The organism is Succinivibrio dextrinosolvens DSM 3072, assembly GCF_900167015.1.
Taxonomy (GTDB): domain Bacteria; phylum Pseudomonadota; class Gammaproteobacteria; order Enterobacterales; family Succinivibrionaceae; genus Succinivibrio; species Succinivibrio dextrinosolvens.
Genome location: NZ_FUXX01000006.1, coordinates 42,071 through 68,275 on the forward strand (window position 1 = coordinate 42,071; position 26,205 = coordinate 68,275).

Consider the following 26,205-nt stretch of genomic DNA (forward strand, 5'->3'; position numbering starts at 1 on the left):
ACGATTCGTGAATAGATAATTACAAATTGGTGGATATCACCTGAGATCACATAAAAAACATGATATACGTGACTTAGGCTAACTATTGGAGCCCAATTCTGCTGAGTTTCTGTATTTACAGCTGGCAGACTTGAATGACAAAGATTTGAGATAGGTAAATGTAACAATGTTCAGGAAAGATGCTAACGTATAGCATCTCTCCTGCTCTTCTTTTCTATTTGCTTCCGAAGATACTTCCCAGAACACCTCTTACAATGGTTCTTCCAATTGATCTTCCTATTGAGGAGGTAATGGTTCTGCCTGTAGTTCTTATAATCTGATCTACTACAGTAGGATTAGATCTCGAGGCTCTTTCGCTCTGTCTCTGCATTGCTGCCTGATGACGCTCCTGAGCCATACGAAGTCTTTCTTCCTGAATGCGTTGACGCTCCTGTATTACAAGCTGTTTCTGTCTTTCTTTTTCCTCAATGGCTCTTTGAGCCTCTTCTCTGTCAGCAAGAGCCTTCTGAGTAAGAATCTCATATGCAGACTCTCTGTCAACTGCAGTGTCATAAATACCTGCAAGCAGAGATGTTCTAATCAGATTCTTCCTCTGAGCATCGTCAATTGGTCCAACCTGACTTTGAGGAGGAACAATAAAGCTTCTTTCAACAATCTGTGGAGAGCCTTTTTCATCAAGGAATGAGACCAGAGCTTCTCCTACAGCAAGTTCGCCAATCGCTTTTTCTGTTGAAAATTCAGGATTAGCTCTGAATGAATCAGCTGCAGCCTTAAGTGACTTCTGATCTTTTGGTGTAAAGGCTCTCAGTGCATGCTGAATCTTGTTACCAAGCTGACCTAAAACCTCATCAGGAATATCAGAAGGATTCTGACTGATAAAGTAAACTCCAACACCTTTTGATCTGATAAGTCTTACTACCTGACAGATTTTCTGAAGAAGTGATGGCTCAACATCGTTAAACAGCAGATGAGCCTCATCAAAGAAGAATACCATTAAAGGTTTTTCCTTATCTCCTCTCTCAGGAAGCTTCTCATAAAGTTCTGATAAAAGCCACAGCAGCACGGTTGAATAGATTTTTGGATTGTTGATTAGCTTCTCTGATTCAAGAATGTTAATCTGTCCGTAGCCGTTCTCATCGGTCTGCATTAAATCTTCAATATTAAGCTCTGGCTCTCCGAAAAACAGATCACCACCTTCATCCTCCAGACGTAGAAGTCCTCTCTGGATTGCACCGACACTGGCTGATGAAATGTTTCCGTAATGTTCCTGATATTTTGCCTTTTCATCAGAAACATGCTTGAGCATAGCCTTTAAGTCTTTTAAATCTAAAAGCAGCATTCCGTTATCATCAGCTACTCTGAAGACTATGTGCATTAGTCCGCTCTGAACTTCATTGAGATTTAGAATTCTTGAAAGAAGCAGCGGTCCCATACTTGAGATTGTGGTTCTAAGTGGGTGACCTTTTTCTCCGTAGACGTCAAAGAAGGCTACAGGAAATCCACGTGATTCATAGCCAAGATCTCTTAATTGCAGCTTCTCGATTCTTTCTACTATCTTGCCAGATGGAGATGATTTTACCGCGATACCTGATAAATCACCTTTTACATCTGATAGAAATACAGGTACACCAAGCTGACTGAAGCTTTCTGCCATTGTCTGAAGGGTAACAGTCTTACCAGTTCCGGTAGCACCTGTGATTAAACCATGCCTGTTTGCCATATTCGACAAAAGATAAACTTCCTTATTGTCATCCTTTGCGATTAGAATCTTTTTATCCTGTGTAATCACTTTAACTCCAAATGTTCTTCGAAAATAATGACGTTCGATTCATATTAGGATATTTACTTTTTAAATTAAGTGATTAGTAGCAAAAAAAGACCAAATTACTTTGAGTTTTAATCCAGATTTAAAGATAAATTACTTACAGTTCACTGATTATATGGTGAAAAGAAACATATGCTTTTTTTGGCTAATTTTCTCCATTTTTTTGTGATTCTTTTATGCCTTCTCTTGTTTGAAAGTCTTTACCAAAATCAAGTTTTTGAGAAATATATGTAAAATTAAGAGATTAGTCTCAAAAAAAGAACCAAATATCTTTGATTTTCTAATCGCTTAGACTGAAAATCATCAAATGACAAACTATAATTTTTCTAGAGAGCGTGTAATTGTGTTTGTTGTTTTTTTATAAGACAGGTAAACCGCTTTGAGGCTGTGAAAATAATTCTGGTTTTTCTGTTTTAATTCTGACGTAAAGAAAATTATTATGAAAAAATTTGCGGTTATTCTGACTATACTCTTTTCTCTGTTTCTTGTTGGATGTAAAGAAACACTTTACTCCGGAATCTCAGAAAAAGATGCTAACGAAATGCTTTCTGCTCTGTTAAGACGCGGAGTAGTGGCTGAAAAGGTAAGTGAAGGTAAAGGCCTTTACCATATCGCCGTTGAGCATGAGGATATGGTTAGAGCTTTAGATATCATCAAAGAAAATTCTTTACCTCGTACTCCATTTAAGAGTCTGGGCACAGTTTTCTCCGGCGACTCAATGATTTCATCTCAGCTTGAGGAGCAGGCCCGTTTCGCATTTGCACTGTCTCAGGAACTGTCAGATACTTTCTCAAAGATAGACGGTGTGCTGGATTCACGTGTTCATGTAACTTTAGTTCAGCATGAGCAGTCATCAGGTATTACTACTCCTCCTTCTGCAGCTGTTTTTATCAGACATACTCCTAATTCACCTGTCGTGAATATGGTTGGTGCAATACGTGAAACAGCAGCCAAAGCTGTTCCTGGTCTGACCAGAGAAAGAGTTAATGTGATGCTCGAGGATTACAGAGAGAAGATTCTGCCTCCTGCTCTGAAGACTGTTCCTTGGTATCTGACAACTTCAGCTCTGCTTTCATTTGGCATTATTGCAGGTCTACTGCTGTCTTGTGCGATTATCTTTGGATTAAGGTTCAAAAAGATTATTTCTCTTGAGCTGAACCTGCCTAAAAAGGCAGAGACTACTGCAGAGCCTAAAGCAGATAAAGAATCACCAAAGTAAGTGATGGAGTTCTGCTATGAACAGAGAATTTGCTCTATCACTACTAACTGAGAAGAGAGATCTTCTCAAGAAAATCCTTGAGTATAACCATCTTACTGAAAAACCAGTGCTGCCTGACGAAATTATGAACAGCAGCAGCGCTCAGCGTTTTTTGGATAATCATGCTCTTATAAGAAAGCTTTCAACTGTTTCTGATGTTTTTTTTGAATTTGAGCAGCCTGCCAGCAGGCTGTGCTTCTGTTCTGAAGAACAGCTAGAACAGCTAAGCAAGCTTCTTTGTGCAGCTATCTGTTCACAGATTCTTGTTTCTGATATTAAAAAAGAGCAGGTTATCATGTACAGAGAGTATCTTGGAGAGGAAATATATTCCTTTGGATTAAGACGTGGAAGTCTTTATATTCCTCCGCATCTTAAAAGCAGAATTGTTTCTTCGTTTTCGTCAAATGAAGAGGCGGTAAAAGGTTCCGGTAATGCGGTGCTTTCCAGTATTATCAGCAGGGCTTCTGCTGAATCTCAGGAAAAAATAGCATTTAAACCTGAATCATCCGTCAGACTGGATTTATCTGACAGCGATGAAAAGCTGCTCTTTGAATGTACTGTAAAAATTCTCTGTCTGGAGATTGATGAATCATGTCAGAATATTTTCAATTAAAAGACACTAAAATGTGGAACGTCAGACCTGGTTCCAAGGTCATCAAGGCTGCTGAGTATTCTCTGCTGTCAAATGCCAATGATCTTGTGGATAAGGTTAAGGAAGCAGCTGCTGAAGCAGGAGAACAGGCTAAGGCAGTTTATAAAAAGCGTTATGACGAAGGTTATGAAGTAGGTCTTGATGAAGGTAAGTCTGTATACACTGAAAAGCTGATGGACATGGTTATGGGGCAGGTTGACTCCATTGAAGGTCTGGAGCGACAGATTGTCGGTGTGGTTATGGATGCTGTAAGCAAGATTATTGGTTCCTTTGAGCATAATGAGCTTGTAACCAGAGTTGTTCATCAGGGACTGAATGCAGTAAGAGGAAGCAAGAGTATTCTGATGCGAGTGTCTTCTCAGGATGAACGTATTTTAAGAGAGTCTCTGCAGAATTATCTGGTAGGCCGTGACAATCCAACCGGTTATATAAACATGGTAGCCGATCCTAATCTTAAGGTTGGAGACTGCCTGCTGGAAACAGAGCAGGGTGTTGTTGAGGCCAGTCTTAACTCACAGCTTAAGATTCTGCAGCGTAGCTTAGAAAATCATATCAAGAGGAAGTAAATGGCCCTTGAATATATAGGTCAGATTTTAGAAGAAGCAGTACAATCTACCGCAACCGTTGAGATTCGAGGAAAAGTAGAAGAGGTTGTCGGTACGATTATTCATGCAGTTGTGCCTGAGGTTAAGGTCGGAGAGCTCTGTCTTTTGAGAACTCCTGGTCAGCCAGGTGAACTGAGAGCAGAGGTTGTAGGCTTTTCAAAGAATACAGCTCTTTTAACTCCCTTAGGTGATCTTGAGGGTATATCATTTCATACAGAAGTTATTCCTACGGGGCACGTGTTATCTGTACCTGTGGGACCTGAGCTTTTAGGAAGAGTTATCAATGGTGTAGGCGATCCTGCTGACGGCAAGGGCCCCCTGAACACTCATCATTTCTATCCTGTATATGCAGATCCTCCTGCAGCAATGACCAGAAAGCTTATCAGTAAGCCTATAAGTCTTGGTCTTAGAGTATTAGATGCCATGCTTACCTGTGGAGAAGGGCAGCGTATGGGTATATTTGCTGCTGCAGGTGGTGGTAAGTCAACTCTGTTATCTCAGATTATTAAAGGGTGCAGTGCTGAAGTCTGTGTTCTTGCGCTTATTGGTGAGCGTGGTAGAGAGGTTAGAGAATTCATTGAGCATGATTTAGGTCCGGATGGCCTAAAAAAGACTGTGCTGGTAATTTCCACTTCTGACAGATCTTCAATGGAGCGTTTGAAAGCTGCCTATACTGCAACTTCTGTTGCCGAATATTTCAGAGATCAGGGAAAGAGCGTCCTTCTGATGATGGACTCTGTAACCCGTTTCGGACGTGCTCAGCGTGAAATCGGTCTGGCTGCAGGTGAGCCTCCAACCCGTAGAGGTTTCCCTCCATCTGTATTCTCAACTCTGCCTAAGCTTATGGAGCGCGCCGGTAACTCTGATAAAGGCTCAATTACAGCACTGTATACAGTTCTGGTAGAAGGTGATGATATGACTGAGCCTATCGCCGATGAAACCAGATCCATTCTGGACGGTCATATTATTCTTTCAAGAAAGCTGGCCTCAAAGAATTTCTATCCTGCAATTGATGTGATGGCTTCTGTAAGTCGTGTTATGAACGCGATTGTGACAAAGGAGCACAAGGAGGCTGCAGGTAAGCTTCGTAACATCATGGCAAAATATCAGGAAATTGAGCTTCTGGTTCAGCTTGGTGAATATAAGGAAGGTTCTGATCCTGAAGCAGACTATGCTCTGCATAAGATCGGCGAGATTAACGATTTCCTAAAGCAGGGCTTAGGTGAGACAACTTCCTTTGACGAGACCATCTCAAGGCTTATAAGTATTGTCTCCTAGAGCTTAGTTTGCATTTTCCTGCTGCAGTCTGTGATAGATTGCAGTAACTTTTTTTACAAAGTTCTGTGTTTCTTCAAATGGAGGAATTCCTCCGTATTTGTTGACGTTGCCCATGCCTGCATTGTAGGCAGCCAAAGCGAGAGACAGGTCTCCGTCATACATATTGAGAAGCTGTGCCAGATATCTGGTACCTGCACTGATATTCTCATTTGGATCGAACGGATCTTTTACTCCAAGCTCATTCTGAGTCTTTGGCATTAACTGCATCAGTCCCTGAGCTCCACACTGTGAGACTGCAGTTACAACTGCACCTGATTCAACCTCAATAACAGCTCTGATAAGCTCTTCTGGCAGCAGATTGGTTTCTGCAGCCTCAGCAATATAATTTTGCCAGTCTTTGATTCTCTTCTTAACATCTTTTGAGGTCTTTGGTCCGTATGAAGGCATAACCATATGATTGGCTCTCAGAAGATATGCATATTTTGAAAGCTTATTGACATCCAGTGTATCAATGCGACGTTCTACGGTATTTTCCTGATTGAAAGGAACCGCATAGACTTCTGTTTCCTCAACATTCAGAGTAACCTGAGCATAGGCACTTTGGATTAGTAATCCTAAAACTGCAGATTTCAAAAGCCTGGATTTAACGAACAATTCTATTTTCCTTTTAGTTGCCAAGAGCCTCTTTTACTGAGTTCAGATCTGGCTTGATATCTAAAATCAGATCGAATCCAGAAATCTTAAAAACATCTGAAACAGTCTTTGTAAGTCCGCATAACACCATTTTTTTACTTGTATTTTTACAGGTTTTTGCGGTCTTTAATAAAACGCGTAAGCCTGCTGAGCTGATGTATTCAAGGCCTGCTAGATCGAAGATTAGAGAACTGGTGCTGTCATTGTGAGTTAACGGATCTATCTTTTCTTCCAGTGCAGATGAGCTTAAAGCATCCAGTCTTCCATTGATACTGATAATTTCTGTTCCTGACATTGAGTTGTCATTCAGATGGATTTCCATTTGTTTTCCTTAAATATTCTTTTTAATTTTTCTCTTATTTTACCAAAATGACCAAATAAAAATGTTTAGTTTTTTGTTTCTGACGGAAAAAAGTCCCATTAACTCTGGAGAAGTCCTGTTATGGGGGGGGATGAAGATTTTCTTGTGGTATATTCTGTAAATGAACTGATTGCTGACAGCAATATCTTAATTTTTTTTATCTAAATTAAAATTCTACTACTTTTGTCAAAGTTTGTATGAATTTTTGACCTATAATATTTAATATGTTTGATTGGTTTCCCACGTAAGCGAGCTAATATGATTACAGATTACGATGAATTCAAACGACTTTTGAAAGAGTCGTATCCTAATACATCTGAAGGATCTGATGGAGTTTTGTTTCTGACAATGGACTCTATCAATATTTCTATTGTTCCTCTCCCAGGTGATCCCGGTGCCGTTATGTTCAGACTCAGAGTTCTTGATTTAAAGGACATCGGCCGTCCAGGAGAATTTGCAAAGGCAGCTCTGAAGGGTAACTTTTTCTGGTCAGGCACCAATGGAGCAACTCTATCTGTGGGAAATGACAATGCTCTTTATCTGACAGAAAGACGTTATCTTGGAGAGTTTGTAAATACCCAGAGCATTGAGAGCTGTCTAAATGAGTTTGCCTACAGTGTCAATGACTGGCGAATGAGAGGTCAGACCTATGCTTAGAGATCAGTTTGCTTCAGTTTTAAAGGAATTCGGATCTCTGGTCATGGAGGATCTGACCCTTAATGATGACGGAATTACAACCGTTACTGTAGACAACGATATTGTTGTCAATCTTCAGTATCTGAATGATTCTGATACTGTTCTGATTTTTTCTCCTGTAGGTGCTTTTGGAGATCTTAATGCAGCTGACTCAGGAGAAAAGGCTCTGGCACTTTTAAAGCTTAATGATTTAAGCGGTCCTTCCTGCGAAGTTACTCTGATGCTTGATGGTGAAGGTGAACTGGTTCTGGCCGCTGACAGACGCAGTGCGGGGACAATCAGTTCCACTGATGCCCTTGCAGCCTGGGTGGAGCTCCTTGTTCGTTCTGTTAGAAGTACAAGAGAATATTTTGCAGAACATTTCCCTCTTTAGAGCTGGGAGGATGAGGTATGAGTGATAGTTTAAACAATGTTGGCTTACGTTCTGGTGTGGGGTTGTTCCAGCCTGAAGGTGATAATATCGTTGTCAACAACCAGTCCAAGAATAATCAGCAGCATCTGGATTCTGTAAATGTAAAACAGGTGAATAGTCAGAATCAGCCTGATCCTGGTCTTAACTCTTATCTGAATGGAAACTCAAATTCATCATTTGTTCCTGGAAGAGGGCAGGCTAATATTTTTGCCAAGGGCATGAGGTTATTTCCGGTAAGGACTGGGATTTTTCTGATGCAGAAAATTTAAGAGATCTGGCAAAAGAGTCTTTTAATAATATTAAGGATTCTATTGATGGCAAAGGTGTTCTGAATGAACTTGATACCAATGTATCTTCCGGAGTAAACAATTTCCTCAAAAACAACGAAAAGCTGAGTAATGCAGGCAAAGAAGAGATTCTCAATGATCTGACCTCCATAAAGGAAGATCTCAGAAAACTTAAGGAAGCAAGAGCCAAGCTTACAAAAGGACTATCCTCCAGCTCAGGTGAGAATGATCCTATTGGTGATCTTCAGATCATGAGAAAAAACCTGCGTGTTTTCCGTTACGAAACCCAGAAGATTCTAAACAAGAATAATCCTCTTTCAACTCAAATGGATTTCTTTGAGGGAAAGCTTCGCAGCATTCAGAATTTCTTCACCTTTGGAATCAAGGATCATGTAAAAGAGCAGGATTTTGCTGATATTGCCTCTTTAGAACAGCAGCTAAGAGATAAGCTTGAATCTCTAAATAGCAAACTAAAGCAGACAGATCCTAATGCTGAACAAATCAAGGTTCCTGATGAATTCAGTCTTGATTCAACACTTGAGCAGACTCTGGAAGCATCTCATCGTACCAACGATCAGATCCGTCTATTTGAGAAGAAGTATTCCCAGAATACAGTTCTAAGAGAGATTATTACTCCTTATACAGAAAAGGGTGGACACAGAACAGTTGAGTTTACTGCAGGAGTAGGAGCATTTATCGGTCTGGGACTGGATGCTGTTACTGCAGGTGTTCGCGCAGGAGCTCGTTTCAGGGTGACAGGTGAAATCAGCTGTAAAGGTAAAGGTCATCCTATTGAGGTTACCTACAGAATTGGCGGCGGACTTGAAGCAAAAGGAGTTGCCAAGTTCGGTAATGAGGAAGCCAAAACAGGAGTCAAGGCTGAAGCTTCAGTCGGTGGTCAGATTACAAAGTTTGTAACCAGAACCTACCCATCTATAGATGATATGCTACTTGATATTGATCGCTGCAGCCTTGCAACCTCAAGAACCATTGGCAGCGCGATTCTTGGCGGTGTGACGAAGATTGGTAAGGCCATTGGTAACTTGGGAGTTAAATTCTTCAGTTTCCTAGGTCGTCACTCAGGTGAAGTTATGCAGAGCAATGCTGAATATCTGGATAGCTTAAAGAATCGAGGTGTTATCAACGCTCTGGACGGTATTCTTGCTAAACGCGCAAATCCTCTGATTGTTGCCGAACATCAGGGCTGGACCGGTCATATTCAGGGACAGGCTCAGGCTACATTCGGCCTTGGTATGACGGGAGATCTTACTGCAAGTGCATCAGCAGAGCATCAGAGAGATTTCAGTGTTAAGTCCAAAATATATGTACCTTTTGGCCGAATGGTTACAGGTGCAACTGATGAGAATGCCTTAAATCAGCTCTTAAGACCAGGTGCTGACGGTATAACTGTGCCTGTGCTTCCTGATGACAATGCAGATCTGGCTAAACTGTTCGATGAAACTATCGACAGTATAAAGGATAGAAAGAAGGTAACTACAACAGACTGGGCAGAGGTTGCAAATCAGGTTAGAACCTTAATGGTTGCAACAGAGCTTCGCTGTCGCAGAGGCCTTATTTCAAGAGCTGAGGCCGATAGACTTTTAAATCGTATGACCTCTCCATCGGTTAAATTCCCTAAGGATATTTTCCGTGAGTATCTGATGGAGGGATCTCCTGCAGGAAAACCTGCCAAGATCCGTACTTCAGCTCAGGTTAAACTGAAAATTTCAGTGCTTAATGATTCTACTTCAGGTATGACATCTGGCATAGGAAATGTCTTTGTAAAAGCTGTTGCTGATGGCGCTGTAAAGGAATTACGCAGTCAGGCAGCGCTGGATTCCTCATACCAGTATGTATATACATCAGAGAAACCAGCTCCTTCAAGTCAGGATATAAGACCATGGGAACAGGATGTTAAAACAAGTCATGCTATTGTTGTTTCAGATAATGCTCCTTTTAGCGCGATAATTGATATTGCTTCAAAAATTTCGGCTAAAAAGGGAGAACCTCCTGAGTTTAAATCTGAAAATTCCAATTTCGATGATGTAATTGAGACAGGCAAAGATCTCGCAAAAGGTGTAGTTAAGAATGCTACAAAGAAAATGGTTATCAGCACTCTTATTGCCAGAGCAAAGGAAGGTGCCAAGGCTGCTGTCATCGATTATCTGTCCAAACCAGAGAATATCGAGAAGATTTTTAGATTTATCGAGAAGAATGCAGGTTACGCCTTTGAGAAGATTATGAACATCGTCGAGTGGGTTGCTACTCATCCTGAAGTTGCATTAGCCGTTGCCGAGCAGGCTGTTGCCATGTTCAAGGGAGCGACCTCTCTGATTGAAACCGAAACCACCAGAACCGTTAGATTTAACTACATCAACGGTGAAATGGAGTCTGTTTCGATTTCTTCAAACAAAAACTCATCTTTCGGTGTCAATGTAGATCCTTTGGGAGTAGGTCTTGGTGTGGGATTTGATGTTAAGTACACTGTTTCAGAGTCTCTGAATGACCGCGGTATTCTTGTTAAGCCTACATTAAATACTCTCCTGTCTACGACTGAGAGCTATATGCTTAGTGATACATCTGTTAAAACTGTTGAAAACAGCGAGGCTCTTAAGAATTATCTTGCAAGAAACATTGTTCCTATCAAGGAAAATCTTGCATCCATCATTGGAAGTGACAAGTCAGGTGAAACCTACAGACAGGCAATGTTGCTGGCTTCTAATGATGAGCAGCTCAAAGAAAAACTTGAAAACTCATGGGACAAACTTATGAATATGAACGAGAATACACCTAACAATGAGCTTGTAGATGCGCTTCATGATTTTCTGATTGCAACTAACAGAGCTTATCGTATAACTCTTCCTGTGGACGATGAGATAAGAAACAGCTTTGCTGATTCGAGCGAAGATGATCAGTCAGAGGTTTCACGAGATTCTTCTTTTGTACTGCTTGAAGTCTGATAAATTAGCAAAGTTACGATAAAAAGGTTTGCGGTGAAAACTGCGAACCTTTTTTTGCGCAGTAATTAAAAATCAGTTTAAAAATGTTTTTTGTAGCTATAAAATTACATTTACGTGAATTTCTTCTCAGTTATTTTTTTTACATCATCCATAATACATATTAACAAAATGTATAAATACATCTCTATAGCACGAATGTCTATATGAAGAATGTAGTCACAGAGACTGGTGATAATTATGAAAAAGTTCGTAGTGCAATAAAGCTATACAATTATTCCTATGGATTCCAGTCTGACATAAGGTCATTTTGTTTAAGTTGTGCGCTTAATGAAAATGGAAGCTTATGGTAAAGGTAAATTATAAGTCAATCATTTTCGTAATAAGGGCTATTCAGGCAGGCATGAGGATAACACCAATAACAAAGCGCAGAGTAAGTTATATGCATTGCCTAGACTAAAGGAGAATAAAGTGCTTGAACAGTACATCCGCAATTATTTTTTAAATATAGGACTAAAAAATCAGTACGCTGATGAGCTGAAACCCCAGGAAGACGGCTCTTTTCTGCTGCTTTTTGATACCAGAATTATCTGCAGTGTCGAAGAACAGCATGAAGAGGAGAACACTGTATTTGTATTCTCCATGGTACTTAATACAGAGGAACTGTCCAAAAGTGAGCTTTTAGAGAAGTATGCCTATTTCAGCAACCGTCTGAATTTAAGTCCGCTCGCCAGAAGAGCAAAACTATTCATCCTGCAAGAGAAAAATGCAATTGGACTTACCTACACTATAAGCTGTATCAGTTTGGAGCAGCAGGAGTTTAATCAGGCGGTAACTCTTCTGGCTAAAACTGCTGTATTTATGGCAGGAGACAGTAATGTTTATCCTACCGCAGAGAATTATCCATATGCTGACAGTACACAGAGATATCAGAAGATTCTATCTTCATTGAATCTCTCTTTAGAGGATTTAAGAAATAATTTTAACCGTCTGGATTTTAAAGATGGTTTCGGTGTGTTGCTTGAATTTCATCAGAATGCAGGAGTACTCAAGCTTACCAATGTATTGGATTGTGCTCCTAGTGAAGATGATTTTATAAATCTGTTAAGCTTCAATGCTGAGCAGAATACAGAACAGCAGTTTAATATTCAGGCAGGCAGACTGTTTATAGAACAGTCTTTGGATCTTATGAATGCAGATGCTAAGCGTTTCTATTTTATTCTGGAGCGTCAGCGAATGCTTGTAGAAAAGCTTAACAATGAATTCAGTGCAGTAATTAAACAGGAACAGGGCGGTAACAGCCTTGATGAAATGATGTCCAATCTGTCTGTTTAAAGGAGGTAAAAAATGAGCGAAAACATCAATCTGTCAGGTCTCAACAATAATCAGTTAAGAGACTATGATTTCAGTGCACATCAGAACCTGATGACCGACCAGCAGTTTGAGGAACTGATTACAAAGGAAGGTGAAATAACCCTTGACTCCGAAGGCCATTTTAAAGTCATAAATCCTCCTGCAAGCCGTGACAATATATTTATAAGCTTTATCAAGAAGATTTTCGTCAGAGGTTATGCTGAAAAGGAAAGACAGCTCGACAGAATGGAGCTGCTGCGCCAGAATGCTCATTTTAATGATCTGCTTAAGCAGCGTTTAAAGAATTATGCTACCTCTCAGATTGGCGAAACCAAGATTATTCAGTCAGCAAAAAACGTCAATCAGTCAATAGATGCGCATTTTAACCAGAATCTCCATTTAAAAATGGAAAATCTCAGAGAGATGATTCAGACTATCAAGAGAAGCAATGATTCTGTTAAGCAGTATTCAAAGACACTGCTTGATGACAATAAAGGCTACTCCTCTGTTATCTTCAAGGGTGAATCCTTTGGATTAAACGGTTTTTTAAAGAAATTTGCTCCTCAAAACAATTTCTCATCCGTTGCTTTCCTTGATTCCCTCATCCAGAAGGCTGTAGATAATCCGGAGCAGTTTGAAAAAATCGGACAGAAGAATAACGCCTTAAAAATGAAAACTCTTCTTTCCTAGGCAAAGCTGAGTGGTTTTGACCATGAGAAGGTAAATGCTCTTATAGCAAATATTACCAGTACGGTCAGAATCAAAATCAATGAATTCATCCAGACCTCTCTACTAGAAGGAGAAGATCCTAAGGATGTTGCTCAGAAAGTTTTAAATGCCGTGGACAGTCTTACTTCAGGAGCGGTATCTATTGATGAAGTTTTTGATGAGGAAGGCGCTCTGGGAGGAAAAAATAATAATCAGGTTGATGCTGCAGATGATTTACAGGTTCTCTCTGTTGGTAATGACAGTGATGAGAACTTGAAATCAAATACAGATAAACTCAAGCTGGCTTTTCCTCAACTTAATTCAAAGCAGCTTGCACGTATTATCAGTTTTAACAGTAACGATCCACAGAAAGTTGACAATTATATTAAGGTTGTCCAGGATGTTGGCAACAATAACACTATGGCTCCAACTATTACCAAGCTGTTGGATAATGCAGATAAACTGAAACTATCTTCTATGCTTGCTGATGCAGATTACCTGTTCGATTGTATTAAAAAAGGCTTTGTAAACGAAGAACTGACTGCAGATAAAATTTCTGAGTGTTTAAAGATAATGGTCAACTTCGATATGATCTCAGATCCTGATGGAAAGCTGGCAAACGTCAACTATGAGAACATGACTGAGAAGCTTTTCCCGGCAGTGGAAGCTTTTTTAAAGGAATATACTGAAACTCTGAATCAGGATATACAGAAGGCTGAAGCCAAAGGAAAAGTTCTTGAGGATCTTCAGCAGAGAACATCTCAGAAAACCAATCTGCAGATACTCTTTAATGTGTTTAAAGAAGCAAAAGATCAGATTATTACAGGAAAGATCGGCAGTACGGTTTCAAATACTGGCGAAGTACTTGCTGAGAAGGAAAAGCTTGAGAAGTTATCAAATCTTAAGGCTATTCTCAAGTTAGAACTTCCAATAAATCCTCCTGAGATAAAGGATGCGTTGAAAATTTTCCCATCTGACTTAAGAGCGGGAATTGCAGTAACGCTTAAAGCGTTCGTAATCGAGCATATTTCAAAACATGGATATACTCTAAATCAGAATGAGCATTGCAACCTTAGGGACATTGCAGACCATTATGCAGACATTCTAAGGAATGATCAGCTGCTGATGTCAGTGATTAGTCCAAAAAATATCAACAGAGCTCATTTAAGACAGCATGAAGATATGTTTATCAACGATAATTTTATCGGAATAAAACAGACTTATTTAAACGGACTAAATCTTATCGAGAATAATTGGCATAAGAATCTGGATGCTGATGTAAAAAGGAATGTAATCACTAAAATCAATGATACTAATATTGCAAATATCGGAGATGAGGAACAGAAGGCCCAGAAAGTTCATGAACTTTTAGAAGGACAGATTGACGAGAGTTATCTTGGTTTTATAACAACCTACCTGATGCAGGGAGGAGCTTCAAGATACCTGTCAGGAACAATGAATAATCCAGACCTTCCAAGTCTGATCCCAGGTATAAAATTCCAGGATATAGTTATGAATGGAATTTCAATAAGTGAAAAGCCAACCCACCAGGTTGATATAAATAACGGCAAGGTTGTTATAACAACTCAGGTTGAGCCAAGACTGGTTCTGTTACAACATTACCAGCAGCTTGATGTAAGAACACCACCAGCACTGTTTTACACTGTAAAATACGAAACCGCAATAGACATGAGTAAAGGTGTTGATCAGGACGGTTTTCCTTTAGGTATACAGACAAAAATCAGTTTTGTAAAAAATAAATAGCCGGTAACCAACCAAAACTTCGATAATTTTTATATTGTTAGTTTTCGGCTGAGGCAGGAGTAAAGCTCCTGCCTTTTTTGGTAACTACAGTTGCAGTCGGTAGTAGAAAAACACTAGTAATATGTGATGGTTATTCCATTTTTATATAAAACGGCATGCTTTATAAAAGTAGACGCAATATTTTAGAAAAAATATATTATACTTAAAACAAAAGTAAGAAAAAGGAATCTGATTTTTAATGTATCTCAGCTTCCGTAACCGAATACTTCAGCGAGGACGCAATTATGACTATTTCAGTAGGTTCAGCATCATATGTAAACGCAATCAAGGGCACTGAGTTCGAAGGCATGTCAATCCAGATGATGGCTGCTATGGTTATGCTTGAGGTTGGCGCAACCAAGAAGAAGGAAGCTGAAAACAAGATTGCTGAAATGAAGGCTCAGAATGACAGAGCCAAGCAGCTGAATAATCTGCTTGACAGAATGAATGCTCAGCTTGGTGCTGTTACAAAAGATGAGGATGATGATAAAAAAAAGAGAGGTGAGATTCTTGGTCAGTTTTATCTTGAAGCCAGAGCTCTTGGTGTAGATACCTCCAATTGGGAATTCTCAAAGTATGAATTAAACAATGGTGTAGAGAAATATACGTTCAAAGGCAAAACAGCTGAACAGATAAGAGCCATAACCTCCCAGATTCAGCACATGGCTGAGAACTGCAACTCCGACAACCAGACACAGATGGTTAAGCTGCAGGACTTCATGGGTCAGTACAACAGCTTTGTAAGCGGTGCAAGTGATCAGATTAAGAATGCAAATCAGATCCTGCAGGGTCTTGCAAAGAACTAAAACTTAATATCTTCAAGACAGAAGGATGCAAAAAATTGCATCCTTTTTTTGTTGGTGTGGCGGAATAGATAATGGGCTAATATTAAACTATACAATTTTTTGAATGATCCTCGTATATAAGCATTCCATATAACAAAAGCTCCAAAATTGGTAATCTGATAGTTTGATCACTATTTTTGATTCAAAATAGTGCGTTTATTCATTTTTTCTTTGATTTAAAAGCTATTTATCCGTATCATAAACTTAGGCAAGAGTGTATGGATTTTGCTCTAGAGTAGTGCAGGTACACTCTTTATTTGATTTCTGGAGATAGAGATGGAAAAGAAAAAGTCATTTGGCCTTGCCTGGATGATGCTTCTGGGTTTAGTCCTGGGTACTGTTTTCGGTACATTTATTAGTGAAAGTTTTGCAACTGATTATATCAAGCCATTTGGTGACCTGTTCATCAGACTTATTCGTATGGTTGTTGTTCCTCTGGTATTTGCAACCATTATTTCAGGTGTAGCTGGTATTGCTGATATCTCAAAGTTAGGCCGTGTTGCTGTAAAGACCCTTCTGGTTTATGCTTGCACCACAGGTGTTGCCGTTATCTTCGGTCTAATAATTGCTCAGGTAGTTCAACCTGGTACCGGACTTAATTTCTCAACTGAAGGCTTATCCATCAACGAGGTTAAGGCTCCTGCACTGAAGGATACACTTTTAAATATTGTTCCTATGAATCCTTTCGATGCTCTATCAAAAGGCTCAATGCTTCAGATTATTTTCTTTGCTGTATTCTTTGGCTTTATCCTGGCTTCAATGGGCGAAAAGGGTAAGTCTCTACAGGGCTTCTTTGATGGAGTAGGCGAGGTCATGATTAAGATGACCAACGCTGTTATGCATTATGCTCCTATCGGTGTGTTTGCTCTGATTGCCTTCACTGTAAGTAAGCACGGTCTTGCAGTGCTGCTTCCTCTGTTAAAGCTGGTACTCTGCTCATTCATTGCAACAGCTCTATTCTTCGTAATTGTTTACATCCCTGTTGTTCGTGTTTATGTAGGTATTCCTCTAAAGCGCTTCTTCAAGGATATTGCTGAGCCATGGATTATCGGTTTTACAACCTGTTCATCAGCAGCTGCTCTAGCTTCAAATCTTGTAGCAACCCGTAAGCTGGGTGCAACCAAGGCAATTGCTTCATTCTCTATCCCATTAGGAAATACCATCAATATGAACGGTACTTCTATCTACATGGGTGTATGTGCAGTTTTCGCTGCAGAAATCTATGGTATCGATCTGACTATGTTTGATCAGGTAACCATTGTTCTGATGGGTATTGTTGCTGCTATCGGTACTGCAGGTGTTCCAAGCGCAGGTTTAATTATGATGAGTGTGGTATTTACTCAGGTTGGTATCCCTCTGGAGGCTGTTGCTCTGATTGCAAGTATCGATCGTCTACTGGATATGATTCGTACTTCTGCTAACGTAATTGGTGACGCATTCACTGCTATCTGTGTAACCAAGATGGAAGGCGAGCTTGATTCTGAGGAGTTCTCTGAAGAGTCTCTATAGTATCAATTTTTAATAATTGGGTATTTTTACATCTCCTCCGGATTAAAATCTGGAGGAGATTTTTTTTGTAATGCCCAAAAATATCGTACAGTCAACATCCCAAAACGAGATCGAGTCTTTTGTGATAATTCTGAATTAAGTCTAAAATTTTAATTAGCATCAGAGAAAAGTGGACTAAGGATTTATTATGGATATTGCACAGCTCAATAGTCTAATAGAAAAAATGGATAATCCTAAGATTTCCAAATTCAACAGTGACGGAATTTCCAGTACTCTTCTGCCTCAGGGAGATTATCTCTATATGAGCTTAAGAGATGTTTCTGTAATGCTCTATATACGCTGTGAAACTTTAGGTGAAAAGTCTGTAGTTAATGCTTCAATGTTTGAAGGTCTGCTTGCCCTGAATATATTTGGTGGGCGTTATCACAATATAAGACTTTCATATGATAGGGATACCACCGTACTCTGGTTATGCCACGATGTTATGCTGGATTCTTTTTCTGTGGAGTCTTTTTCTTCTGCTGTAAAGATTTTTATCGAGGATGGAGTTGCTTTCCGTAATTTTGTGAACGATGAAATTCTGGATGCTGTTCTTGAATTAAAAAAAGAATCTGCAAAAGCTCCTTATGTCAACAAGAGTGCTGTTTCTACCGTTGCCAATAATTCTTCATCAGCGGCACAAACGCCCGTCCGCTCCCATAGTGCATTTGATGAGCCTGATAGACCTGTTGAAAACTCTGCAACAGAAGTTCTTTCTGGAAGAACTGAGATCCCTGAGACTGAGGAAGACGGTATGATTAGCGTAATGGTGGCTCAGAGTATGTTCATGATGGCCTAGAGCTGCTTTCTTTGTGTCCTGATAACTTCAAAGCCTGTCGCAAAACAGGCTTTTACTTGTTTCAGAACTCCAGTTTCAGTCATAGAAGCCAGAGAATAAAGTAGATAACTACGCTGTTTATGGTATCAGCAAACAATGTTCCTACTATAGGAACAAGTAGGAAGGATTTTATTGAAGGTCCGTATTTTCCAACCAATACCATCATATTTGAAATTGCACTGGAGGACGCTCCAAGTCCAAATCCGCAGGTTGCGGCTGTGATAACAGCTGCATCATAATCCTTTCCTGTTATTCTGAAAATCACAAAGAAAGCTAAGATTGTGATTAGTATAAACTGCATTATGAAGATGAAAATCTGTGTAATATTGATTACAGACAGCTGCCAGATTGCTATATTCATAAAATCAATTGCAAGGAATAATGAAAGGCTCAGTGCTCCTATGTAATTGAGTTCGACCGGATAGACCGGCATTTTCCCTGTAATATCACCTATATTACGAACGATAATTGCAATGAACATTGCTCCAATGTAATCAGGCAGAACAGGGCCAAATATAGAGAGCACATCACAAAGCACCATTCCAAGCCCCATGATAATAAGTATTCTGTAGATTACCTTGGCAAGTTTGGCTGAAAATGGCAGTTCTGCTGTTTTTTCATCGTTCTTCGTGTTTTTTTTGCGAATGTTTTTTACTGATTCTAGATTAGGTTTCAGATTATGCTTTTTAATGAGATAGCGACCGATTGGACCTCCTATAAGCGCAGATGTTATAAATCCTAAGGTACACATACCGTAGGCAAGATTCTGTCCGTTTTTAAGTCTGAAATCCTCCAGCACTGGTCCAATTATTTCTGCTACACCGGCACCGCCCATCATTGAGATTGAGCCTGCTGTCATGGCATTAAGCATATCGCCTCTGAAAATAAATGCTGTACCCAGTGCAATAATATTCTGAAGGACTATCAGTGCGAATACAAATACCAGAAGAATCACCATGGTCAGAAAGCTTTTCTTTATAATTCTAAGGTCAACCTGAAGTCCAATAGTGGTAAAGAATACGACCATGCACAGATCTTCAATGGTTTCATTAAATGCAAATGCATATCCGCATAGGTAGAAGATGTAGTTGACAAGGGCAATGACCAGTCCTCCGATAACAGGGGAAGGAATGCAGTATTCTTCAAGAAAGACAATTTTCTTCTTTATGAACATGCCCAGGAACAGAACTACCACAGCAAGAGCTACGGTTTCAAACAGATCAAGATTTATAATTTGAAGCATAATATTACATCCTTAGTCCTGTCCTGCGATTAGGTTCATTTTTATAATGGATTCAACAACTGTTGTTTGTTTTACATCAACACCGTTTTCCTTGAAGAATTCATAGGCGCCATCATGGAATCCAATGTTATGCAGGCTTTTTCCTGCGTGAAGAAGCTGTTTTTTATATTCGTTAGTATTCTCTATCTTATTTCCCATAATGCCGTTTTCTAACAGTTCTTTTACAGTATCATCATCAAGGTAGATACTTGCCAGCATTAAAACTTCCATATCCAGTGTCTGGGTATTTACTCCTATATCTGGGTAGGTATCATCAGATATTTTTCTTTGTGAGTAACAGCAATCTCCTGCTATAAGTTCCTGCAGTTTTGCCAGAGGAACTGATAACAGTTTTACTTTGTTTTCCGTAGAGAATTCTTTTAGCTTTTCTGAAGGAACTCTGTCAAAGATGAATGCTATATCTGCCTTTTTGTCTTTAAGCCTTTCAAGAGCATCCTCAACTGTGGTGAATGCAGTATTGCTGGTAATATCGTTTTTGATAGAGTTGGTTCTTAGAATCTGTTCACATATTATTTTTGAATAGGAATCATCACTTCCTATAACCAGATTGCTGTTGTAGATATCTGAGAATTCATCAACTGAAGAATCACCAGATATAACTATATGCAGAGTTTTGTCGTAAACATCTGCAACTGTAGCAAAGTTTTCTTTGATTTCATCGCCATCATTTAGAACATTGTATTTCTGATTGGAAAATCTTCCGATGGAAACAGCAGTGGTGTCTTCTGGTTCAATTTTTAATGCGTGGTCTAAAGCAGAGCCCTCAACTATTGAGAGATCTAGAAGAGAGTGGTTTAAAAGTCTTACCGACGCGCCGGAGTTCTTCGTATAAACAGGTTTTAGTCTGATGAAACTTTGGTTTTTATCAAGCTTATCATTCAGCTGAGCTACATAAGCCTCATATCCGCTGCCAGGAGCTCCAACTCCAACTTTCAGGAATTTTTTTCCATCGTCCTGACAGCCTGTCAGTATTCCTGCATAGAGAAGTAATGTCAGTATTTTTTTCATATGACTACTTTTCCTTAATTCTCAGATAATAAAAAACTAAAGTTCATTCTTAACAATAGTTATAAGCGTATTTCCTGTTGCTGTGGTCTTTGATGAGTAACTGAGCATTCCTCCTGAGACCAGTTTAAGCCAGTTCATATATTCAATCTTGTTCTCGGTTCCTTTAAGCTCAACACTGAAGGATGAGAATTCATAATTCTTTTTAAAATTATCCGCTTCCTTTGCCAGGGCAGTTGGATCATGGGAGAATTTATCTATGACGTCGTCTTTGAGTTTCATTTCAAAAGTGACATTAAGAATTTGCTCTCCCTGATTTGCTTCCTCAAGTTTTTGGTCAAGAGCATCATTCAAGAGTCCTTCCTTTTTGAGAGTTTCAAGATGCTCATCCTTGAGTCTGTTGCTTACGGTCTTGTCTGTAGCATAGTCTATTGCACCGGTAATATCAGAAACATGAACAGTATGGAAATTCTCAATGTAATCTATACCCATTGCTTCAATCGGCTTTGTCAGTATATTTGAGACAGTTGAATTTATTTTTTCGGAAACATCATAGACTGCCTTTAAAGGCTCAATCTTATCTGCAACCTTATCTAAGGTCTCCTCTTTAATGTTATTTATATTGTCTGCAAATTCAAATGCGGTGAAGCCAATGTTTAAGGTCCATTTACGGTGTTTTTCCGTGATGACACCAGAATTGTCAACTACAGTTTTGGTATCGTAGCCAAGATTTGCCTCGATCTCAGCCTTTCCGATTGTTCCATTGGAGAGTATTGTATTTACAACAGGGTGATCCTCTGCGAATTTACTGTCTGCATCTACTCCTTCTATTTCTGAGTTTGCTTCTATTTCATCGCCATATAGTGCATATTTTGAAATGTTTCCAATATCAGCTGAAGCTTTTGCTCCTCCTGAAATTGATCCGCTGGTGCCGGCAGATGCAGATTCTGAGAGCTTAACATCATTACTGCTAAGCTGTCCTGTGAACATCTTGCATACGAATACGGCTGCTTCGTCATCTGAGTCGAATTTCAGGTTCAGAACCTTTCCGAAACCTCCTTTAACACCAACTTCAGCTCCAGCTCCTCCAGCCTGAAGGAGATCGACTCCAGCCTCGACACTGACGCCAACCAGGGTGTTGGTATTGATGCTTATAGACAGTTTCCCATCTTCATCGCGATTGAAGATTACACCAGAGTTTTTCAGAAGTGACAGTCCCATTTTTAAAGACACCACTCCGTTTTCTGTAAGGGTTCCTCCGGTAACAGCATCAACAGCCTTAAGCGGGTCAAACTTGAAGGCCATGTCCTTGCTCTTATCTACATATTTCACCGTATCTGGTGTTATGGAGTTAATCATTTCCTTTACGCATGGCAGATACCTTTCAAAGTTCTGGTTTTTGCGTAGTTTTTCCTGATAATCACCTTCAAATCTGTCGATAACACGAGACTGTACCGTTGAAACTATGCTGAAGAAGGTGTTTTTCAGAATACTCCAGCCTCTTGCAATAAGGTGATCGCTCTTTCCTTCAATAAGCTTGGCTCTTGTGAGCATATCTGCGAGGTTGGCATCAAAGCCTCTCTCAATAAGAGCCTTTTTCATTGCATTTTCGATTCTGGCTTTTTCTTCCTCGCTTGTAGAATCACTCTTGTAGGCTTCAATAACCTCGTTTCGCCCAGAGTAACCAAGTGATGCAGCCGCATAGCTTCCTGCAAGTCTTACAATTGCGCGAACATTTCTGTCTCCAAGAAGCTTTTCTCCTAAAGCCTGAGCCTGCTCGTTCTGAGCTGACTCATATAGAGCTGATTTCTTTGACACGCTTCCGACATTCTTCTGGTAATCGGAGGTAAATGCATCAGTAACCTTCTTGAGTACTCCTGAATCGAGCTTTGTATCCTCGTCAAATGCTGTTTTTATGGTTTTTAATGTTGTTTCTATCGGATCACTGCTTTGTGTTGCATAAGTGAGAACTGCATCGGCCTGTGAAGTGGTTTCTGATGTCAGATGCGTTGCAATAAATTCATCGAGCTTTTTCTCAAATTCAGCGCCTTCAGCCTTGCTCAGTTCTCTGAGATCTGAGCTGAATTTTGTAGGCTTGCTGTCTCGTGGATCCGATGTGGCAAAAGAACCTGTATCCACATTCATTCTGAGAAGCTTAAGCTTGTTTATAAGTTCCTTTTTCTCCTGATTTGAAAGCTTCTGATTCTCATTTGTTGTGTTGATAAAGGCATTAAGATTCTTTCTCTTAAGGCCTGCATTTACAGCCAGATTGTTAAGAATCAGATTTTTTACAGCCCTAAGATCTGCATCTTCACTTGCTATGTTGCCATTTAGCATATTCTGAATCTTTGAATCTATGGTAAATGCTTTTTCAAATGTCAGATTTTGGGCTTCTTTCAGAGTTTTTTCCGAGGTGTTTCCCTGATTTAAGATATATTTTGAGCCTTCATCCTTTGCAACAAACTGAGCGTAGCTGTCACCATGACGCATCAGGGAAATCTCTATGTATTTATTAAGAGCAAGCTTTGCTGTTTTCGTTAAAGGAACACTCTTACCCTGTGTTGCAATGATTTCGCTAAGTTCCGACAGAGCCGTATCGCATTTTTGATAGAAGCTTTGAATCTTATCATCAGAAAACTCTGCTGAAGGAGGAAGCGTAATTCCTGAGAGTTCCATTAAATTTCTTTTGCCAAGATACTGATTCAGTTTTACAGCAAAATCTTTTTCTTCTGCACTGAACTTCAGATTCTCCGGAGAGGTAATTCCTATTGCCTTTAAATCACTTTCTGATAGCTTTGTTATATCATCAATCAGATTGTCCCTTAAGGTTATGAGAGTTACAGCTACATCCTGACCTGAAGGCTTATCTCCTGGCATAAGTCCCTGAGCTTCAAGAAGTTTGGATACTATCGGATTCTGCAGGGAAGTATTTTTCTCCTTTATTATCTGAGCGTACTTATCGCTCATTCCCTTATATTTTGAGTTGATTCCGTCTAGAAGTGCTCCTTTGTCTACAGCAACCTTTAAAAGATCTTCCTCGCTTTTGATATTATCAAACTGACGTGGACCTCCGGTTAGAATTGATGAATTGATGAAAGTCAGTTCCTTTCTCATCTCATCTAAGGCCAGCTGAATTTTGCCTTTTGTGCTCTCCTTTCCTAATGCCTCAAGAATGTCGGTATTGTAGTTGCTCATTGCGTTTAATTTTTCTGTGATGGCATCGAGATTCTTCTGCTGCTCCTGCTTTCTGAAAAGTCCTGTTGACTGGGTGTACATTCGATTGCGAACTTCTTCTGAAAGTGAATTCTTAAATTCCTGTCGTGCCTTGTAGCCACTGGATTTTTTCTCAGGGATCAGCTCCTTGATAGGGGAGGATTCTTCTGTGCTGATGGAGAATACTCTCTTAGGAACATCTGTAATCTCGTTTCTTTCAAGTTTCTCTGCCATTTCACTATGGTAGGCGCTGTGAAGCAGGGTATTCCATATAGTATTAAGATGTGGCAGTTTGCCGGTTACAGCACAGTTGAGCACTCTCTTTAAGGTTGCAGAATCAATATCCTTAATACTTGAGTTGACGATCATGTTCAGATCAATATTGATCTGTTCATCTTCCAACAGCTTTGGATTAGACTTAATCTCATCTGGAGATGGAGGTACTGAACTTAAATCAAGGTTGTTCTGTTTTAAATCTAATGCGGCGGCCTGCTTTACCAGATTTAGGTTCAGGTATTTACCGCACTTTTGCACAACCTTTTCATCAGGACTGTGTGAAAGGTAGCTTCCCATGGCTGCAAAAGCAGTGTAAATACTCTTGTCCTGTACCTTAACTCCAGCAAGTTTATCTACAAATGCATTTCCTTCTGCCGGATTATCCAGACATCTGCAGAATGCTTCTAAAACTTCAGTAGATTTGTCTCCCATAGACTTTGGATTGTTTTTTATGTCTTCTGAACTCAGACTTCCAGAAAGCAGGGCAAAGCCTTTGAAATCAAAACGAGCCTGACCGAGAATGCTCATAAGAGCAGGGAAGTTATTCTGAAGATTTGGATCAGAGCTGATTTTTCCCATGAGATTTCTTAAGGCCAAAAGATTTGGAGTTTCGGTAAGACCGTTGACACCAAGCTGAAGCTTTGTAAGGTTAAGACTGATGATCTTGGCAAGTGGTTTAGCATGTTCAGGCAGAAGATGTCTCTGTATTTCATCTGCAATTTTTGTAAGCTCGGAGCCTAGATTTGCATTTGAAACAGGATTATCAACCAGACTTACAATCCTGGCTCCAATACTTTCAAAGGCGCTTCTGGAGTGAGCCTGAAGCTTCTCTAAAAGGAAAGTATTTCCATTGGCATCATTCTCTACTCTAGCTGCCAGTGTCTTAAGACTGCTTCCTTTGATGTTAGGAGACTTTAGGTAGGACTCTATATCATGATGTAGCTTTACAACTTCCTGAAATTTAGGTCCCAGCTCATTTTTAAGTTCCTTAAACTGAGCTGCTGTTTCTTCATCAAGATGGACGCATGAATTTACACCGCAGTAGGGAGAGATGAGACTGTCGGCTTTGTTCTGGGTAAATCTCAGTTCGGTTGGCCTGAATGTATCAGGATTCAATCCCTTAAGATTCTTCTGTATATTCAGAAGGTCATCAGAGCGTTTTTTTATGTCTTCTACAGCATTTCTTTTGTTCTCGGAGATTTCTGCAATCTGGTCCTTAAACTTCTTTATTTGTTCTTTGCAGGTGTTCTTTATGTTATCTGGAAGCTTATCTAAGATATCATTTGCTTTCTGTTCTGTCTGACTGACGTCTTTTGCCCCTGCGGAAATATGCTCAGCCAGAGCACACTGCATCTGCTGGAGGAATCCGTTTGGAATGTTAACATCACCCTTTGCAGAGGCTGCTGCTTTAAACTGTGATGTCAGAAGAAAGGCTGTCATCAGATCAAGATATGCTCTTTGGGCATTTGTTGTTGATGATTTGTAGAGCATGCCCATGCTTCTGATGTTTTCATCTTTTTTCATTACCTCGATGCATTTTTCTTTGAACTTCAGATCGCATTCTGATGCTTCCATCTGCATTTTCTGCAGATTTGCATTTGTGTTGCCGAATGCAGAATTAACAAGAGAATTTTTGAGATTCAGCAGAAAGAATTTTTTGTCAAACTTTTCTGTTTCCTCTGACTGTCCATTGGACATAACCCTGTCCATGAGCGTCTTTAGTCTTTCCTGAGGATTTTTTCCACTTATGATATCTTGAGAATCAATTTTCTGTGAATCTAGCTTACTGTTAAAAGAAACAGCGTCATTATCTACATTCTTATCAGTTTTTGCCTTGTCTTCAGGCTTTGGATTCTGGTTCTGAAACTGAACATTATCGATGTTAATTCTGTTTTTTATAGAAAAATCGCTCATGCTCTGATCCTTTTGACAATTCAGATTTGCAGTAGATTTTTTAGGAAAACTGTTTCCGAACAGTTTTGTATGCTTAATTATTAAGGTCTTGAAAAAAAACTTCTACTAACTTCTGTCTTCTTTGAGAGAACTGTCAATATCAAAGACAGATACTGTGATTTATTGCAAATTCGAAGGGAATTGCTATGAATGATTTGGAAATGAAAAAAAGAGTGTTACCGAATTGTGCAAAAAAGTGTTTTTGCTTCGGTAAGACTGCAACTTCAGTGATGTCTCTTTTTTGTGGCTACAGAATGTTATCTGCAGGTCTCATGATTATGAGAAAAAATAGTAGAATGAATAGGATCTATTGAATCAAGACTGTAGTTAAAAAAA

Annotated in this window: 20 protein-coding genes; 14 read left to right on the forward strand and 6 right to left on the reverse strand. The window is 39.6% G+C overall.

The features are described from left to right. Positions 1-214 precede the first annotated feature (214 nt). Positions 215-1,789 (reverse strand): helicase HerA-like domain-containing protein, encoded by a 1,575-nt coding sequence (locus tag B5D46_RS02935; RefSeq protein ID WP_078928160.1) that lies wholly within the window; start codon positions 1,787-1,789, stop codon positions 215-217. Positions 1,790-2,264: 475 nt separating this feature from the next. Here B5D46_RS02935 and sctJ point away from each other — a divergent pair, with 475 nt between their 5' ends. The 4 genes from sctJ to sctN are packed head-to-tail and all read left to right on the forward strand — an operon-like array spanning position 2,265 to position 5,618. Then, positions 2,265-3,044, forward strand: a complete 780-nt coding sequence (sctJ, locus tag B5D46_RS02940; protein WP_078928161.1) for a type III secretion system inner membrane ring lipoprotein SctJ — start codon at positions 2,265-2,267, stop codon at positions 3,042-3,044. A gap of 16 nt (positions 3,045-3,060) precedes the next feature. Further along, positions 3,061-3,696 carry a hypothetical protein gene (locus tag B5D46_RS02945; RefSeq protein WP_078928162.1) on the forward strand — a complete coding sequence of 212 codons (636 nt, stop codon included), beginning with the start codon at positions 3,061-3,063 and terminating at the stop codon, positions 3,694-3,696. Between the two features lie 11 nt (positions 3,697-3,707). Then, positions 3,708-4,301: an HrpE/YscL family type III secretion apparatus protein gene (locus B5D46_RS02950; RefSeq protein WP_159443005.1), complete on the forward strand. Its 594-nt coding sequence runs from the start codon at positions 3,708-3,710 to the stop codon at positions 4,299-4,301. Further along, complete coding sequence (gene sctN, locus B5D46_RS02955) at positions 4,302-5,618, forward strand: type III secretion system ATPase SctN (RefSeq protein WP_031491579.1); 1,317 nt, start codon at positions 4,302-4,304, stop codon at positions 5,616-5,618. Positions 5,619-5,621: 3 nt separating this feature from the next. Here the strand turns inward: sctN and B5D46_RS02960 are convergent, their stop codons facing one another. Beyond that, entirely contained in the window at positions 5,622-6,272 is a 651-nt protein-coding gene (locus B5D46_RS02960) for a lytic transglycosylase domain-containing protein (protein ID WP_327192104.1), read from the reverse strand. A 13-nt stretch (positions 6,273-6,285) separates the two neighbouring features. Beyond that, entirely contained in the window at positions 6,286-6,633 is a 348-nt protein-coding gene (locus tag B5D46_RS02965; protein WP_078928164.1) for an STAS domain-containing protein, read from the reverse strand. 297 nt (positions 6,634-6,930) lie between these two features. On the opposite strand from B5D46_RS02965, the gene B5D46_RS02970 reads away from it, so the two are divergent. The 10 genes from B5D46_RS02970 to B5D46_RS03015 all read left to right on the forward strand — a co-directional run bounded on the left by B5D46_RS02970 (position 6,931) and on the right by B5D46_RS03015 (position 18,080). Then, positions 6,931-7,329 carry a type III secretion system chaperone gene (locus B5D46_RS02970; protein ID WP_078928165.1) on the forward strand — a complete coding sequence of 133 codons (399 nt, stop codon included), beginning with the start codon at positions 6,931-6,933 and terminating at the stop codon, positions 7,327-7,329. Continuing rightward, the gene (locus B5D46_RS02975) at positions 7,322-7,741 is read left to right on the forward strand and encodes a CesT family type III secretion system chaperone (RefSeq protein ID WP_078928166.1); all 420 of its coding nucleotides are present in this window, start codon (positions 7,322-7,324) and stop codon (positions 7,739-7,741) included. Before B5D46_RS02970 ends, B5D46_RS02975 begins: the two co-directional genes overlap by 8 nt. 17 nt (positions 7,742-7,758) lie before the next feature. Further along, complete coding sequence (locus tag B5D46_RS02980) at positions 7,759-8,049, forward strand: hypothetical protein (protein ID WP_078928167.1); 291 nt, start codon at positions 7,759-7,761, stop codon at positions 8,047-8,049. A gap of 269 nt (positions 8,050-8,318) precedes the next feature. Further along, positions 8,319-11,027 carry a hypothetical protein gene (locus tag B5D46_RS02985; RefSeq protein WP_078928168.1) on the forward strand — a complete coding sequence of 903 codons (2,709 nt, stop codon included), beginning with the start codon at positions 8,319-8,321 and terminating at the stop codon, positions 11,025-11,027. Between the two features lie 468 nt (positions 11,028-11,495). Next, the gene (locus tag B5D46_RS02990; RefSeq protein WP_078928169.1) at positions 11,496-12,359 is read left to right on the forward strand and encodes a hypothetical protein; all 864 of its coding nucleotides are present in this window, start codon (positions 11,496-11,498) and stop codon (positions 12,357-12,359) included. A 12-nt stretch (positions 12,360-12,371) separates the two neighbouring features. After that, positions 12,372-13,067 (forward strand): hypothetical protein, encoded by a 696-nt coding sequence (locus B5D46_RS02995; protein ID WP_078928170.1) that lies wholly within the window; start codon positions 12,372-12,374, stop codon positions 13,065-13,067. Positions 13,068-13,217: 150 nt separating this feature from the next. Next, positions 13,218-14,849, forward strand: coding sequence for a hypothetical protein (locus B5D46_RS03000; protein ID WP_078928171.1), 1,632 nt, complete (start codon positions 13,218-13,220; stop codon positions 14,847-14,849). A 284-nt stretch (positions 14,850-15,133) separates the two neighbouring features. Further along, positions 15,134-15,694 carry a hypothetical protein gene (locus B5D46_RS03005; protein WP_078928172.1) on the forward strand — a complete coding sequence of 187 codons (561 nt, stop codon included), beginning with the start codon at positions 15,134-15,136 and terminating at the stop codon, positions 15,692-15,694. Between the two features lie 315 nt (positions 15,695-16,009). Next, positions 16,010-17,242 (forward strand): dicarboxylate/amino acid:cation symporter, encoded by a 1,233-nt coding sequence (locus tag B5D46_RS03010; protein WP_078928173.1) that lies wholly within the window; start codon positions 16,010-16,012, stop codon positions 17,240-17,242. 187 nt (positions 17,243-17,429) lie between these two features. Continuing rightward, positions 17,430-18,080 carry a type III secretion system chaperone gene (locus B5D46_RS03015; protein ID WP_078928174.1) on the forward strand — a complete coding sequence of 217 codons (651 nt, stop codon included), beginning with the start codon at positions 17,430-17,432 and terminating at the stop codon, positions 18,078-18,080. Positions 18,081-18,159: 79 nt separating this feature from the next. Here B5D46_RS03015 and B5D46_RS03020 read toward each other — a convergent pair whose 3' ends face one another. The 3 genes from B5D46_RS03020 to B5D46_RS03030 are packed head-to-tail and all read right to left on the reverse strand — an operon-like array spanning position 18,160 to position 25,830. Further along, on the reverse strand, positions 18,160-19,362 hold the full coding sequence (locus B5D46_RS03020) for a sodium/glutamate symporter (protein ID WP_078928175.1): 1,203 nt from the start codon (positions 19,360-19,362) through the stop codon (positions 18,160-18,162). Between the two features lie 12 nt (positions 19,363-19,374). Then, positions 19,375-20,430, reverse strand: coding sequence for a TAXI family TRAP transporter solute-binding subunit (locus B5D46_RS03025; RefSeq protein WP_078928176.1), 1,056 nt, complete (start codon positions 20,428-20,430; stop codon positions 19,375-19,377). A gap of 36 nt (positions 20,431-20,466) precedes the next feature. Next, positions 20,467-25,830: a hypothetical protein gene (locus B5D46_RS03030; protein ID WP_078928177.1), complete on the reverse strand. Its 5,364-nt coding sequence runs from the start codon at positions 25,828-25,830 to the stop codon at positions 20,467-20,469. Between the last annotated feature and the right edge of the window lie 375 nt (positions 25,831-26,205).